This window comes from Streptomyces sp. NPDC046931 (assembly GCF_040644655.1).
Taxonomy (GTDB): domain Bacteria; phylum Actinomycetota; class Actinomycetes; order Streptomycetales; family Streptomycetaceae; genus Streptomyces.
Genome location: NZ_JBEYWX010000004.1, coordinates 115929 through 130480, shown reverse-complemented (window position 1 = coordinate 130480; position 14552 = coordinate 115929). Strand labels below are relative to the sequence as shown.

At 72.1% G+C, this 14552-nt stretch carries 10 protein-coding genes; 5 read left to right on the top strand and 5 right to left on the bottom strand.

Annotated elements, in window-relative coordinates; genetic code table 11:
• Positions 1-48: 48 nt before the first annotated feature.
• Positions 49-543 carry an SUKH-3 domain-containing protein gene (locus tag ABZ876_RS10305; RefSeq protein WP_361777337.1) on the bottom strand — a complete coding sequence of 165 codons (495 nt, stop codon included), beginning with the start codon at positions 541-543 and terminating at the stop codon, positions 49-51.
• Positions 544-659: 116 nt separating this feature from the next.
• On the bottom strand, positions 660-1160 hold the full coding sequence (locus ABZ876_RS10300) for a YwqJ-related putative deaminase (protein ID WP_361777334.1): 501 nt from the start codon (positions 1158-1160) through the stop codon (positions 660-662).
• A gap of 266 nt (positions 1161-1426) precedes the next feature.
• Between ABZ876_RS10300 and ABZ876_RS10295 the strand changes: the two genes are divergently transcribed.
• From ABZ876_RS10295 to ABZ876_RS10285, 3 genes are all read left to right on the top strand, one after another.
• Complete coding sequence (locus ABZ876_RS10295; RefSeq protein WP_361777331.1) at positions 1427-2455, top strand: SMI1/KNR4 family protein; 1029 nt, start codon at positions 1427-1429, stop codon at positions 2453-2455.
• Between the two features lie 9 nt (positions 2456-2464).
• Positions 2465-5176: an SUKH-4 family immunity protein gene (locus ABZ876_RS10290; RefSeq protein WP_361777328.1), complete on the top strand. Its 2712-nt coding sequence runs from the start codon at positions 2465-2467 to the stop codon at positions 5174-5176.
• A gap of 386 nt (positions 5177-5562) precedes the next feature.
• Entirely contained in the window at positions 5563-6447 is an 885-nt protein-coding gene (locus ABZ876_RS10285; protein ID WP_361777325.1) for a cellulose-binding protein, read from the top strand.
• A 187-nt stretch (positions 6448-6634) separates the two neighbouring features.
• Here the strand turns inward: ABZ876_RS10285 and ABZ876_RS10280 are convergent, their stop codons facing one another.
• From ABZ876_RS10280 to ABZ876_RS10270, 3 genes are all read right to left on the bottom strand, one after another.
• The gene (locus ABZ876_RS10280) at positions 6635-8281 is read right to left on the bottom strand and encodes a cation acetate symporter (RefSeq protein WP_361778106.1); all 1647 of its coding nucleotides are present in this window, start codon (positions 8279-8281) and stop codon (positions 6635-6637) included.
• Positions 8282-8304: 23 nt separating this feature from the next.
• A complete protein-coding gene (locus tag ABZ876_RS10275; RefSeq protein WP_361777322.1) occupies positions 8305-8748 on the bottom strand; it encodes a DUF485 domain-containing protein in 444 nt (147 codons plus the stop codon).
• 186 nt (positions 8749-8934) lie between these two features.
• Complete coding sequence (locus tag ABZ876_RS10270) at positions 8935-10449, bottom strand: MFS transporter (RefSeq protein ID WP_361777319.1); 1515 nt, start codon at positions 10447-10449, stop codon at positions 8935-8937.
• Positions 10450-10943: 494 nt separating this feature from the next.
• Here ABZ876_RS10270 and ABZ876_RS10265 point away from each other — a divergent pair, with 494 nt between their 5' ends.
• Both ABZ876_RS10265 and ABZ876_RS10260 read left to right on the top strand, forming a co-directional pair.
• Positions 10944-11732 carry an ABC transporter ATP-binding protein gene (locus ABZ876_RS10265; protein WP_361777316.1) on the top strand — a complete coding sequence of 263 codons (789 nt, stop codon included), beginning with the start codon at positions 10944-10946 and terminating at the stop codon, positions 11730-11732.
• Positions 11729-14308 carry an FtsX-like permease family protein gene (locus ABZ876_RS10260; protein ID WP_361777314.1) on the top strand — a complete coding sequence of 860 codons (2580 nt, stop codon included), beginning with the start codon at positions 11729-11731 and terminating at the stop codon, positions 14306-14308. The genes ABZ876_RS10265 and ABZ876_RS10260 overlap by 4 nt, the downstream gene beginning before the upstream one ends.
• Positions 14309-14552 lie beyond the last annotated feature (244 nt).

Below are 14552 nucleotides of genomic sequence, written 5' to 3'. Positions count from 1 at the left end.
CATGCGGGCCGCGGGGGTGCCGGTCGGCGCGGGCCTTCGGCGTCACCGTCACCCGGCGGTGAGGCGGACCGGCTCGATGCCCGTCAGCAGGGTGGTGAGGCCGTGGTCGATGTCGGGTCCCAGGTACCAGTCGCCGGTGTGGTCGAGGGCGTAGACGCGGCCTTCGGTGTCGATGGCGAGCAGGGCGCGGCTGTCGGATTCCTCACCGAGGGGGCAGACGTCGGTGTCGAGGGCGCGGCCGAGGTCGCCGAGGGTGCGGGCCATGTGGAGGCCGTGCAGGGGGTCCAGGTGGAGGGCGGCGGGAGAGAGCTGCCGTCCGGGGCCCTGTGCGGTGATGCGGAGGTCGCCGAATTCCGCCCATGCCTCGACGGCCGCGGGGAACACGGTGTGCCGGTGGCCCGCGGGGGAGGTGTGCTCGCGCAGGGCGTCGGCCCAGACTTCCGCCTGTCTTATGTTCCAGCGGCCGGGTTGCCAGCCGGCGGCGCGCAGTGCGGCGTCCACGGGGACGGAGAAGCGTGTGCTTGAGGAGCGGTCGGTGTGCATCTGCCCTTCGTTCGTCGAGTGCCGTGGACCGGCGCGCGTGCGCCGTCGTGCGGTGTGTACGTGGTGTGTGGTGTGTGGGGGGCGAGGTGTGCGGTGGTTCGGGGCCGGGGGGAGTGTCAGCCCTGCGCCGTGGGGTCGACGATGCGTACGCCGAAGTGGTTGCTGAGGGCGGTGCAGGCACGGCAGGGGGCGGCGAAGCTGCCGTGCAGCGGGTCGCCGTCCTCGCGGATGCGGCGGGCGGTGAGTTTGGCCTGCTTGAGGGCCTTGCGGGCCTCGCCGTTGGTCATCGGCTTGCGGGAGGCGCGTTTGCTGCGGGCGGCGTCGGCGGCGGTGATGTGGCGGGAGATGAGGATCGCTTCGGCGCACCGCCCGGTGAAGCGGTCGCGCTGGCCGCTGGTGAGGCTGTCGAGGAAGTCCTGGACGAGCGGGTGCAGGGCGGGTGGCTGGTCGCCGCGTGCGGCGGTGCCGGTGAGGGTGGCGCCGCGGACGGAGAGGGCGGCGGCGACGGTGGGGAGTATGCCGTCGCGGCGGTGACGGAGGGTGGGGATGGGGGCCGTCCCGGTGGTGCTCCAGCCGATGCGCGGGTCGTCCGACGTATCTGTTTGTGTCGCGTTCATGGGTCGTCTTCCCCTCCCTTACATCCCCCGGGCGGGACACAGACTGCCAAATGCCGTGCCCGGTGCGGAAGCTGGGGCGCCGCGACACGCCAGGGCTTCGGCTCACCGTCACATCTGTGTGACGGCTGGTCACGGTACCGGGCGGGCCGTCGGCCGGGGTGCCACCGGTGGCCCGATGACCTGTGTCGTCGTACCGCATAGGCTGTCGATGTCCGCCAACGACACCGCCGTACAGGCCAGACAGAACGCCGCAGGGGGCAACCGTCATGACGACAGGTCGGCTCGGGCTGGGGGTACCTCCCGGCCGTCAGGCCGGAGGGCAGGCCGCGCCGCCCAATGCGGCCTACGCGGGCCAGGTCGTGCACTTTCCGGACCCGGTCCGGGCCGCTCGTCATCCGGGCGGGGTGCGCGTGGACGAGTACGGCTACCCGGACTTCTCGCTCTACGCCCGTGCGGCAGCGGAGATCGCGGAGCCGCCGGAGGGTTTCGGCGTGGACGAGTTGCGGCTGACTGACTATGTGTCGGCGAACGCGGCGCTCGCGGCGTCCGGGCACGAGCTGTGGGACACGGTTCCGGCGGTGGCGACGCCGCACGGCTGGACATGGCACCACGTCCGCGGGTCGCGTCGGCTGGAGCTGGTCCCGGTCGAGGTGAAGGCTTTGCTTCGGCACCACGGCGGGATCGCGACCACGGGTGTCGACCAGGACAAGCGGGGGACGCGGCCGTTGCAGGAGACGAGGCCGGCGCACTTCGGGCTGCCGAAGTCCTCGGTCGCGGTGACGGAGCAGCAGGTTCAGGGCGTCGAGGAGGATCTGGGGTACCGGCTGCCGGGTGCCTACCGGTCGTTCCTGAAGGCCGCGGGTGGTTGTGCGCCGGTGGGCGCGGCGCTGGACGTGGGGTTGGGGCTGCTGGTCGACCAGCCGTTCTTCACGGTGCGGGACGAGGCGGCGGTCAACGACCTGGTGTACGTGAACAAGTGCCTGCGGGACCATCTGACGAAGGACTATCTGGGCGTCGCTTTTGTGCAGGGCGGTCTGCTGGCCGTGAAGGTGAAGGGTGACCGCATCGGTTCGGTCTGGTTCTGTGCGTACGACGACGCGCGTGATGTGGATGCGTCGTGGACGCCGGCCGAGCGGGCGGAGCGGCTGTTGCTTCCGTGTGGCGACGACTTCGACGCGTTCCTGGCGCGGCTCGCGGGCAATCCGCCGGAGTTGGAGACCGTGGCGAATCTGATGGTGGACGGCGGGTTCGCGCGTGTGATGCCGGTGTCGTCGGTGTCCGGGGCAGGGGAGTGAGTTCGGGCCATGGTGACGTTCGCGCAGGCGCAGGAGCGCGCGGAAGAGTGGATCAACGGGGACGTTCCGTCGTACCTGCATCGTGAGGTGCGCGTACGGGAGTTCGGGCTCGGGTTCGTGGTGTGGGCGGAGGACCGGGCCGGGGGGCCGCGGTCGGACGGGGGCGAGCAGCGGCTCGTCATCGCCCGTGACAGCGGTGAGGCGACGCTGTGGCCGGGGCTGCCGGTGGGTGAGGTGATCCGCCGTTACGAGGAGGAGTACGGAGCGAGGGAGACGGCGGCGCGGCAGGTGCCGGCGCCTGCCGCCCGGGGCGATCTGAACCAGACGTCGTTTCTGCTGAGTCCGCCGGAGTGGCTCCAGCAGGAGGCGGACCGGAGGGGGGCCCCGGATCGGCCGCTGGGTGGCGGGGCGCCGTCCGCGTCGCCGTCCGGTGCGCCCGCGGGGGCGCCGGCAGGCGCCGGGTCGTCTCCGGCCGCTGCCGCGAACGCGCCGGCCGCGCCTGCCGCTGCCGCCGCTCCCGGGTCCTCGGGGGCTGGAGTCCCGGGGGTCCCGGGTGCGACACCCGCGACGGCGTGGCCCGCGGCCGGGGGCGAGGACGAGATACGGGACGCGGTACCCGGCGTGCCTGAGGGGGCGACGCCGTGGGCGGGGACCGACACCAACGCCGACGGGGGCGAGGACCGTTCGGTACCGCTTCCGGCGACCGTGATCGCGCCCCCGCTGAGCGACGCCGACGACGGTACGCCGCCGCCCGCGTCCGCGCCGGACGCGAAGACCCCGTTGCAGGGCGCGCCTCAGGGGGTGCCTGGTGTGCCTCAGGGGGTACCGGGTGTGCCTCAGGGTGGGCCTGTGCCGCAGGCCCGGCCTGGTGTGCCGCAGGGGCCGCCTCCGCGTCCGGGGCCGCCGCCCGGTGGCCCGCAGGCTCCAGGTGTGCCGCAGGGGCCGCCTCCGCCTCCCGGACCGCCGCCGCCCGGTGGCCCGCAGGCTCCAGGTGTGCCGCAGATCCCGAACGTGCCCCAGGCTGCGGACGGTTCGCCCGCGCCCGGGCGTCGGCTCGCGCCGAACGCCGAGGACATCGCCGACGCGGCGACCAGCAAGGCGGCGCCGCCGCGGGCCGCGCGCGCGGGTGGTGCGCCGCCTCCGCCGGGCGCTCCTGGCGCGCCGGGGGCGCGGCCGGGTGTCACGCCGCAGCCGTCGGCGCCGGGCGCTCCCGCGGGCGGCTACGTGCCCACACAGCTCGTCTCGCAGCTCGGCCCGGAGGGCCCCGGCGCCGCGGTGGCCCCGGGTGCACCGCTGCCGGGTGCGCCGCAGCCGTCGACCGGCACGCCGGGTGATGTGCACCACGCGGCCACGATGCTGGCCGGTCCGACCGTCGGTCCGGGTGTGCCCCCGGGCACCCCGGGCGCGCCCAACCCTCCGGGCCCGCCCAACGCTCCGGGTGTGCCGGGTGCTCCTGCGGCTCTCGGTGTGAAGGCCGCATCCGGGATCCCGGCTGCCCCGGGCGCCCCGGGCGCCCCGGGGGTCCCGGGGGTCCCGGGGGTCCCGGGGGTCCCGGGGGTCCCGGGGGTCCCGGCGGCTCCCGGCGCCCCGGTCGGCCCCGGTGCCGTGCACCATGCCGAGACCGTGCTGGCCGGGCCCCCTGTGGGAGGTCCGGGGGTGTCCCCGCCGCCGGGGGGTCCGGGTGCGGCGCCCGGGGCCCCGGAGCCGGTGCCCGGGCCGCAGCCGTCGTACGGTTATCCGCAGGGCGTGCCGACGGTCGGCCCCGGCTATCAGGCCGTGCTGCGCTACCGTGCGCAGGACGGTTCCGAGCAGCAGCTGATCCGGCGTTCGGCGCCGGGCACCCCGCACCCGGAATGGCAGATCTTCCATGAGCTGCGCGCCCTGAACGTCCCGCCGGACCAGGTGCTCGAGCTGCACACGGAGCTGGAGTCGTGCGAGCTGCCGGGCGCCTACTGCGCGCGGATGATCCGGGAGAACTGGCCGCAGGCCCGGATCGCCAGCATCGCCCCGTACGGCACCGACCATGCCTCGCGCCGGCAGGGCATGCAGCAACTGCTCGCGCACCAGGGTGAGTTGCATCAGGTGGCGGACGGCCCGGCGCGTCCGGGTCCGGTGCGTGCGCCACTGCCGCCCTTGCAGCCCGCGCCGCCGATCCCGCCGGAGGGCATCGCGCAGGAACTGGCTGCCGCCTTCGGGCCGGGGATCTTCCGGTTCGAGCAGGCCGCGGTCTCCCGGCAGGGCGTACCGCCGATCGTGGCGCAGCTTCTGATGATGGCGGGACTGCCGGTCGACATGGGTCCGTTCTTCTGGGCGCAGGCCCAGCCGGGCCGTCCGGTGCCGACGCTGGCCGAACTGGCGCAGGAGCGCGGGTTGCAGCCGGCCGCGGACGCGGGCTCGTACCTCGTCCTCGGCAGCGACTTCGGCAAGGCGATCTGTGTGCAGTACGGGACGGCGAACATCGTCGCGGTGCCGGTGGAGGCCGGGCCCGGTGGTGTTTCCGTACCGCCGCAGTACGTGAACACGGGGCTGCCCGAGTTCGTGCGCTGCCTGGCGCTGCTCGGTCGGATGTGGCGGCTGAGGTACGGGCTCAATCAGGAGCAGGCGGGCCGCTGGACCGTCGATTTCCAGGCGCAGCTGGCCTCCCTCGATCCGGCGGCGCTCGGTTCGCCGGACAGCTGGTGGTCGGTGCTGCTCGAGCAGATGTGGGACGGTCTGCTGTGACAATCCTCCGCTGACGCTCCGTCAAGGGCCGGGCCCGGTCGCCGTACTCCTTCGTGCGACCGGGCCCGGCCCTTTTCCGTTCCCGTTTTCGGGCCGTTTTCGGGCCGCTTCTGGGCCGCTTTCGGTCCGTTGCCGGGCCCGCTTCTGCTTCCGCTTGTGTGTCCGGGTGCGCGCCGAGCGGTTGTTGTGCCGTGTGCGCGCCGTGGTGTGCGACGGCGTGTGGGGCCCCCGGTGCGACCGCGCGCGCGATACCCCGCGTGCACCTCCTGACTCATCCCTGTCCATTGCTTATGCGCGGAGTGTCGTGTTATGAACACTTCCGTCTGATCCATAAGGATGTGCGCGAATCGTCGCTTCGTGTGGGTCAGGTGGAGAGGGGTTCCACGATGAGCAGCGCATCGGGGTCGCCGCACGGCTTTGTGTCCGTGCGGCGCGGCTACCGTCCCGACCAGGCCGACGCGTATACCGCGGCCCTCTCGCGGGAGCGTGACGGCGCCTGGGAGAGGGCCGCCCGACTGACCGTGCTGGCCAAGGACATGGAGGCCGCACTGGCGCGGCTGCACGAGACGGTGGCGCAACTGCCCCCGCAGACCTATGAGGCCCTCGGCGACGGGGCCCGTCGGGTGTTCGGCCTGGCGCAGGAGGAGGCCCAGGCCGTGCGGGAGGGCGCCCGGCGGGACGCGGCGCAGCTGGTCGCGGAGGCGGAGGAGGAGGGGCGGCGGGTGCGCGAGGCCGCGCAGGCGTACGCCGACGAAGTGCGCGGGGAGGCCGAGGAGCGGATCCGTACCCGGCTGCTGGCGGCCCGTGCCGAGGCCGACGAGGTACGGGTCGCGGCGCGGCGCGAGGTCAAGGAGGGGCGCGCGCAGGCGCTCGCCGCGTTGCGGGAGGTACGGCAGCGCACCGAGGCCCTGCTCGTCGGTCAGGAGCGGGAGCAGGCCGAACTGTGGGAGGGCGAGGAGCGCGCGGAGGCCGAACGGCTGGCGCGGCTGGAGGCGTGGGAGGCGGAACGGGTGGAGCACGCGGAGGCCGCTTTGGCGGAGGCGGAGCGGGCGCTCGCCGAGGCCGGGGAGTCGGCGCGGCGGGTGCAGCGGGACGCCCAGGCGCGTGCCGCGGAGCTGGTCGCCGAGGCGCGGCTGCGGGAGGACCGTATCGCGCGCGAGACGGAAAGGGTTTTGCGGGAGCACGGCGAGGCGTGGGACTGCGTCCAGGCCCAGATGGACCATGTGCGCAACAGCCTCGCCATGCTGACGGGCCGAGCTCCCGCGGAGTAGGGCGCCCATCAGGCCTATCGGGCTCCACCAGCCCTATCAGGCCCCATTAGGCCCGTCAGGCCCCGTCAGGCCCCATCAAGGCCCCACGAGGCTCAATGAGGACCAATGAAGACCAATGAAGACCAATGAGGGCCAATGAGGGCCCGCGAGGACCGACCCCGCGGGCGCCGTCTCCCCCGCTCGGTGATCACCTATCTCTGCGGACCGCCCCCGCCAGGATCCACCCCTCCACCGCCTCGTACTGCCGGCGCTGCTCGGCGGCCTGGCGGCGGCCGGAGGCGATCGTGCCCAGCCAGCCGTAGGCGAAGCCCAGGGGAATGGAGACCAGGCCGGTGGTGGTGAACGGGAACCAGTTGAAGTCGGCTTCGGGGAAGGCCGACGAGGGCGAGCCGGACACCAGGTTGGTGCCGGTCATCAGGACGAGGACCGTCAGCGTGCCGCCGACCAGGGTGCACAGCAGTCCGGTCCGGGTGTAGCGGCGCCAGAAGAGGCCGTACACCAGGGCCGGTGCGATCGCCGACGCGCCGATGCAGAAGGAGAGCGTCACCAGCGGCTGAAGGCTGCGGTGCTGGACGAGGGCGGCGAGCAGTATCGCCGTGACGCCCACCGCCAGCGCCGACAGACGTGCCAGGGCCATCTCACGGCGCGCCGGCATCTCCTGCACGCGGGCCGCGAACACGTCGTGCGCCAGGGAGTTGGCGCAGGCGAGGATCATCCCGGCGACGGATGCCAGCAGGGTCAGGAAGACCGCCGTGGCCACCGCGGTGAACAGCACCGTCCCCGCGGTGGACACGGTCGCCCCGAACGCGGCCCGGGTGCCCAGCAGATAGGCGGTGTTGCCCTGAGGGTCGGCCGCCGCGATGGTCTCGCGCCCGATCAGAGCGGTCGCGCCGAATCCGATCACGGTGATCACCGGTACGAACAGGGCCACCGAGGGCACCGCCCAGGACAGTGAGCGGCGTACCTGCCGGGCGCTGTTCGCCGTGTACATCCGCATGGTGATGTGCGGCAGGCAGGCGCCGCCGAGCACCACCGTCAGCTCAGAGGTGATCATGTCGAGGCGGGGGGCCGGTCCGCCCGCGAACTCCAGGCCCGAGTGCAGGAAGGCGCTGCCGACCCCGCTGTTGCCGGCGGCGGCCGCGAGCAGCGCGCCCGGGTCCCAGTCGAAGCGGCGCAGCACCAGAGCGGCGACGGCGAAGCCGGTGCCGAGCAGCATCACGATCTTCATGATCTGGATGAGGGCGGTGCCCTTCATGCCGCCGATGGCCGCGTAACTGATCATCAGGGCGCCGAGCCCGATGATGCAGCCCGTCTTCACGGAGTCGCCGGAGAACCCGAGGAGGAAGGCCAGCAGGTCGCCGGTGCCGGCGAGTTGGACGAGCATCATCGGCAGCAGCGCGGCGAGGGTCACCCCGCAGGCGGCCGTGCGCACCGCCCGCCCCGGCATGCGGCGCGCCAGCACGTCGCCCATGGTGAACCGGCCCGCGTTGCGCAGGGGTTCGGCCAGCAGGAACATCAGCAGCATCAGCGACAGGGCCGTGCTCAGCGCGAGGACGACGCCGTCGTAGCCGGTGAGCGCGATGATCCCGCTGGTGCCGAGCACGGTCGCGGCGGAGATGTAGTCCCCGGCGATGGCGAGGCCGTTGCGCATCGGGGACAGGGAGTTGTAGCCGGTGTAGAACTCGTCGAGGTCGTCGCGGTCGGGTCCGGTCATCACGCACAGCAGGAGCGTGATCGTGGCGACGGTGGTGAACGCGACCAGCGACATGGCCTGCGAGGAATTGCTGAACCCGGTGAATCCGCCGGCCGGGTTCGCCCCGCTCGCCGTGCTCATCGTGCCGAGTGCGCTCGTTGCGGTCATCGCATGGTCTCCTGCCTGGCGTCCAGGCTGGCCTGCCTACGGATGCGGTCGGCGATCGGGTCGACGGTGTGGCGGGCGGTGTACTCGTAGACGCCGATCGCCAGGCAGGCGACGGGGACCTGGAGCAGGCCCAGCAGCAGGCCCGTGGTCAGACCGCCCGAGACCTCGGTGGTCATGAACGACGGCGCGAACGCGGACAGGATCAGGAACAGCGTGAAGTAGCCCAGCGCGGTGAGCGTGGCCACGCGGCGCTGCCAGCGGTAGGCGGTGCGCAGCACCCGCAGGTCGCTGTGGTGTCCGAGTGGCGGGTGGCTCGGTGGCCGCCGCCGGACCTGCTCGGCGGGCGGCGGCTGCCAGGGGTAGGTGGGATACGACGGTGGTGAGTGGTGCGGAGGAACGTGTTCGGGGGACGAGTACGGCGACCGGAATGCATCGGACATCCGGTTTCTCCTTGCATGGCTCGGGCCTGTGGCGGCGGACCGCAGGGAGCGGTGGGCGGCGACGCACGCTACTCGCGGCGATCGGCCCTGTGCGGGCTTTTCACCAAACTGATCGGTCGGTATGCGCTTACTTCCCCGACTACTTCTTGGACCGCCGCCTCGGCTGTGCCGTCACCGGTGTGTACTTCAGTCCCGGCTGTCCGGGGCGTCCCGGATCAGAACCGGGAAGCGGCGCGGTGCCACGCACAGCAGGACCACGAAGGCGAGTGCGGCCGCGCACGAGGCGCCCAGGTACACCGCGTGCACCGCGGCCGCGATCGCCCGGCGTGTCGTCTCGGCCGTGGTGCCGGTGCCGAGGCCCCGAGTGACCGAGTCGAGGTCGCCCGTGCCGCCCAGACGTGCGGACAGCACGCCGTTGGCCACGGCGCCGAACACCGACGCCCCCACGGTCTGGCCGGTCTGACGGCAGAAGAGGACCGAAGCGGTCGTCGTGCCGCGTTCCGCCCAGCCCACGGTCGACTGGACGCCGATGATCAGCGGAAGCTGGAAGAGGCCGAGCGCACCGCCCAGCAGGAGCATCAGCAGGGTGGGCTGCCAGGCCTCGCCGGGGTACGGCAGGAAGGGGAAGGCCAGCAGGAGCAGCGCCGCGGTGCCGATACCGAGCATCGCCGTGTCGCGGAAGCCGATGCGCCGGTACACGTGCTGGCTCAGCGCGGCGGACACCGGCCAGCTCACCGTCCAGACGGACAGCACGAATCCCGCCGTGAGCGGGGCGAGTCCGAGCACCGCCTGCGCGTATGTCGGCAGGAAGACCGTCGGCGCCACCATCAGCAGGCCCAGCGCGCCGAGCGCCAGATTGACCGCGGCGATCGTACGGCGCTGCCACACCCACCCGGGGATGATGGGCTCCGCCGCCCGGCGTTCGACCGCCACCACCACCGCGAGCAGGGCGAGGCCCGTGCCGAACAGCGCCAGGGAGGGCGCCGACAGCCAGGGCCAGGCCACGCCGCCCTGCACCAGCGCCGTCAGCAGCACGCCCCCGCAGGCGAACACCGTGAGCGCGCCCGCCCAGTCGATACGGGGCCGGGCGCGCGCCGCGCGGTGGGGCTCGTGCAGATGGCGGACGATCAGCCAGAGCGCGAGCGCCCCTATCGGCAGGTTGACGAGGAAGATCCACCGCCAGTCCGCATAGGCGGCGAGGATCCCGCCGAGCGCCGGACCCGCGATCGCGGACACCGCCCACACCGTGGACAGCTTGGCCTGGATCTTCGGGCGTTCCTCGAGCGGGTACAGATCGGCGGCGAGCGTCTGGACCGTGCCCTGGAGCGCGCCGCCGCCCAGGCCCTGCACGATACGGAAGGCGATCAGCGCTCCCATGTTCCAGGCGAGCGCGCACAACAGCGAGCCGAGCAGGAAGACGGAGGCGCCCGCGATCAGCACCGGCTTGCGGCCGAAGGTGTCGGAGAGCTTGCCGTAGACGGGCAGTGTCACCGTCACGGCCAGCAGATACCCCGAGAACAGCCAGGAGAAGACGGAGAAGCCGCCGAGGTCGCCGACGATCTGCGGTACGGCGGTCGCCACGATCGTCGAGTCGAGCGCGGCGAGCGCCATCGCCAGCATCAGCGCGGCGACCACGGCACCACGCCGGTCGGTTCCGGTGCGCCGTGCGGTGTCGCGTAGAGCGGGTTTCGTACGGTCCACCGGTTTCCCCTCCCCAGGGCCTGTTGTCCGCCGCACGCAAGCTTCCCACTTGACCCTGACGCGGGGGGAGGGTGGAGGCTCGGTCCGCCGGGGGGTGGAGCCGACCCTGAGAAAGGGTCCACCCGTCGGTGGACGGCCCTTAGGGGTATCTCCGCATTGTGGCCCGGGGTGGTTTCGTCCCGACGGAGGAGGAGCGGGCGGCGGACCGTCCTTAACCTGGCTTTACGCCGCTGGGGAGCGGTCGGCACGCACGGGGGTCGTGCCGGCCGCAGCGGAGAGGGTGGGGTTTTCCCCAGTGGAAGACGGGGCCGGGCACCAGCGCGGACTGGACCCCTCCGCCACCAGACTGGTCGACATCGCCAGTCATTCCTTCGGCCACGGGGCGCGGTTGCACGCGTCTCGTGGCATGTCACCCGACGCGGCACCGCACGTCTGATTCGCAATGAGTCCTGTTCACAACGAGTCCTAGTCGTAATGGAAAGAGGAGATTTGTCATGACATCGGCCGTAACCATTCCCAGGCACGGGGGCACTGGAGGGCGTACGGCCGTTGCCGCGCGAGCGCGACAGGTCGTCAAGGCGTACGGGGCCGGGGAGACCCGGGTCGTCGCCCTCGACCACGTCGACGTGGACATCGCCCGCGGTCACTTCACCGCGATCATGGGTCCCTCCGGGTCCGGCAAGTCCACGCTGATGCACTGTCTCGCCGGACTCGACACCGTGACCAGCGGTCGGATATTCCTCGACGAGACCGAGATCACGGGCCTGAAGGACAAGAAGCTCACCCAGCTGCGCCGGGACCGGATCGGCTTCATCTTCCAGGCGTTCAACCTGCTGCCGACGCTGAACGCGCTGGAGAACATCACGCTTCCCATGGACATAGCGGGCCGCAAGCCCGACCGCGCCTGGCTGGAGCGGGTCGTGGAGACCGTCGGCCTGGCGGGCCGCCTCAAGCACCGGCCCGCCCAGCTCTCCGGCGGTCAGCAGCAGCGCGTCGCCGTGGCCCGGGCCCTGGCCGCCCGCCCGGAGATCATCTTCGGTGACGAGCCCACCGGGAACCTCGACTCCCGGGCCGGCGCCGAGGTGCTCGGCTTCCTGCGCCGCTCGGTGGACGAGCTGGGCCAGACCATCGTCATGGTCACCCACGACCCGGTCGCCGCGTCCTACGCGGACCGGGTGCTGTATCTCGCCGACGGCCGGATCGTGGACGAGATGCACCAGCCGACGGCGGATCAGGTCCTGGACCGGATGAAGGACTTCGACGCCCGGGGGCGCACGTCATGACCGTGCTGAAGACATCGATGCGCAACTTCTTCGCGCACAAGGGACGCATGGCCCTGTCGGCCGTCGCGGTCCTGCTGTCGGTGGCGTTCGTGTGCGGCACGCTCGTGTTCACCGACACGATGAACACGACGTTCGACAAACTGTTCACGGCGACCGCGTCCGACGTCACGGTCAGCGCGAAGGACGCCTCGGACACCGGCGAGACCCGCTCGGGCAACGGCAGGCCGCCCACCATGCCCGCCTCCGTGCTCGGCGAAGTGCGCGGGACCGACGGGGTGAAGTCGGCGGAGGGCACGGTCTTCTCGACCTCGGTGACCGTCGTCGACACGGAAAAGCGGAACCTGTCGCCGAAGAGCGGCGCGCCGACCATCGTCGGCAGCTGGAACGGCAACGACGCCCGCACCATGAAGATCACCGCCGGCGCTGCGCCGCACGGCTTCGGTCAGGTCATGGTCGACGCGGACACCGCCGACCAGCACCACCTGCGGCTCGGCGACGAGATCGGCGTGATCAGCGCGGTCGGTACGCACACGGCGAAGATCTCGGGCATCGCCTCGTTCACCGTCACCAACCCCGGTGCCGCGGTCTTCTACCTGGACACGAGGACCGCCCAGCAGACCCTGGTCGGGAAGACGGGCGTCTACACGAACGTCAATGTCACCGCCGCCTCCGGCGTCAGCGACGCCCGGCTGAAGCGGGACGTGGCGGCGCGGCTCGGCGGCGGTTACAAGGTGCAGACCGCCAAGGAGGTCGCCGACGCCAACCAGAAGAGCATCAGCAGCTTCCTGAACGTGATGAAGTACGCGATGCTCGGCTTCGCCGGGATCGCCTTCCTCGTCGGCGTCTTCCTGATCATCAACACCTTCTCCATGCTGGTCGCCCAGCGCACCCGTGAGATCGGCCTGATGCGGGCCATCGGCTCCTCACGCCGGCAGGTCAACCGCTCGGTGCTGGTCGAGGCTCTCCTGCTGGGTGTGTTCGGCTCGGTGCTCGGCGTCGGCGCCGGCGTCGGCATCGCGATCGGGCTGATGAAGCTCATGGGGTCGATGGGCATGAATCTGTCGACCGACGACCTGACGGTCGCCTGGACGACTCCGGTGATCGGCCTTGCGCTGGGTGTCGTGGTCACGGTGCTGGCCGCGTACCTGCCTGCCCGGCGTGCCGGGAAGGTCTCCCCGATGGCCGCGCTGCGCGACGCGGGCGCCCCCGTGGACGCCAAGGCCGGCCGGCTGCGGGCCGCGCTCGGACTGGTCCTCACCGGCGCCGGCGGCTGCGCCCTGTATGCGGCCGCCGCGGACGACCGGGCCAAGGACGGCTCGCTGTGGCTCGGGCTCGGCGTGGTCCTCTCGCTCATCGGCCTCGTCGTCGTCGGCCCGCTGCTCGCGGGCGGGGTGGTCCGGGCGCTCGGCGCGGTCGTGCTGCGGGTCTTCGGCCCGGTCGGACGCATGGCCGAGCGCAACGCGCTGCGCAATCCGCGCCGCACCGGTGCGACGGGCGCCGCATTGATGATCGGTCTCGCACTGGTGGCCTGCCTGTCCGTGGTCGGCTCCTCGATGGTGGCCTCGGCGACGGAGCAGCTCGACAAGACGGTCGGCACCGACTTCATCGTGCAGTCGGACAGCGGCCAGCTGATCACTCCCCAGGCGGTGCGGGCGATGAAGTCGACGCCGGGCCTGAAGCGGGTCACCGAGTACAAGGTGCTGGACGTCTCGCTGACCACGCCCGACGGCAGCACCACCACGAAGGAGACCGTCAACGCCGCGGACCCGACGTACGCGCAGGACCTGCGTACCAAGACGGTCGCCGGCGACCTCGCGGACGCCTACCGGCCCGACTCGATGTCCGTCTTCGAGGGCTTCGCCGAGAAGCACGGCATCCGGCTCGGCTCGAAGGTCGCGGTCGCCTTCCGGGACGGCAGGACGGCCCATCTCACGGTCCGCGCGATCACCAGCGACGACGTCGTGATCGACAAGGGTGCGATGTATGTGTCGATCGCGACGGTGGCGAGGTACGTCCCGTCCGACAGGATGCCGCTCGACGTGCTGGTCTTCGCCTCGGCCAGGGACGGGCAGCAGGCCGCCGCGTACACGGCGCTGAAGTCGGCGCTGCACGACTATCCGCAGTACACGGTCCGTGACCAGACCGACTACAAGAAGGCGCTGAAGGACCAGATAGGCCGGCTGCTGAACATGATCTACGGTCTGCTGGCCCTTGCGATCATCGTGGCGGTCCTGGGTGTGGTGAACACGCTGGCGCTGTCGGTGGTGGAGCGCACACGGGAGATCGGCCTGATGCGTGCGATCGGCCTGTCACGCCGCCAGCTGCGCCGGATGATCCGGCTGGAGTCGGTGGTGATCGCCCTGTTCGGTGCCCTGCTGGGCCTGGGCCTGGGCATGGGCTGGGGCGCGACCGCCCAGAAGCTCCTCGCCCTGGAAGGCCTGAAGGTCCTGGAGATCCCGTGGCCCACGATCATCGCGGTCTTCGTCGGCTCGGCGTTCGTGGGCCTGCTCGCCGCCCTGGTTCCGGCGTTCCGGGCGGGCCGGATGAACGTACTGAACGCGATCGCCACGGAGTAGCCCGGGGCGAGAGGCACGGGGGCACGGGGGGTGGCCCGGTGCCGGGGGCAGTGGCTCTCCGGCACCGGGCCACCCCGTGCCCTGTTCCCGCCGCACTGTTCCCGCGTTCCCACGCTCTGTTCCTATGCCTTGCCCCCCGCTTCGGATCCTTCCGGGGAGGCGTTGTCCACAGCCCCGGCATTGCCGAACCCGGCGTCGTACGCTGGAGACCCCCGGCCCCGAAAACCTCGTGGCCGGGCGTTCG

Coding starts and splice junctions, on each gene's coding strand:
- ABZ876_RS10305 (WP_361777337.1), bottom strand. CDS start 543: ATGCACACCGACCGCTCCTCAAGCACACGCTTCTCCGTCCCCGTGGAC.
- ABZ876_RS10300 (WP_361777334.1), bottom strand. CDS start 1,160: ATGAACGCGACACAAACAGATACGTCGGACGACCCGCGCATCGGCTGG.
- ABZ876_RS10295 (WP_361777331.1), top strand. CDS start 1,427: ATGACGACAGGTCGGCTCGGGCTGGGGGTACCTCCCGGCCGTCAGGCC.
- ABZ876_RS10290 (WP_361777328.1), top strand. CDS start 2,465: ATGGTGACGTTCGCGCAGGCGCAGGAGCGCGCGGAAGAGTGGATCAAC.
- ABZ876_RS10285 (WP_361777325.1), top strand. CDS start 5,563: ATGAGCAGCGCATCGGGGTCGCCGCACGGCTTTGTGTCCGTGCGGCGC.
- ABZ876_RS10280 (WP_361778106.1), bottom strand. CDS start 8,281: ATGAGCACGGCGAGCGGGGCGAACCCGGCCGGCGGATTCACCGGGTTC.
- ABZ876_RS10275 (WP_361777322.1), bottom strand. CDS start 8,748: ATGTCCGATGCATTCCGGTCGCCGTACTCGTCCCCCGAACACGTTCCT.
- ABZ876_RS10265 (WP_361777316.1), top strand. CDS start 10,944: ATGACATCGGCCGTAACCATTCCCAGGCACGGGGGCACTGGAGGGCGT.
- ABZ876_RS10260 (WP_361777314.1), top strand. CDS start 11,729: ATGACCGTGCTGAAGACATCGATGCGCAACTTCTTCGCGCACAAGGGA.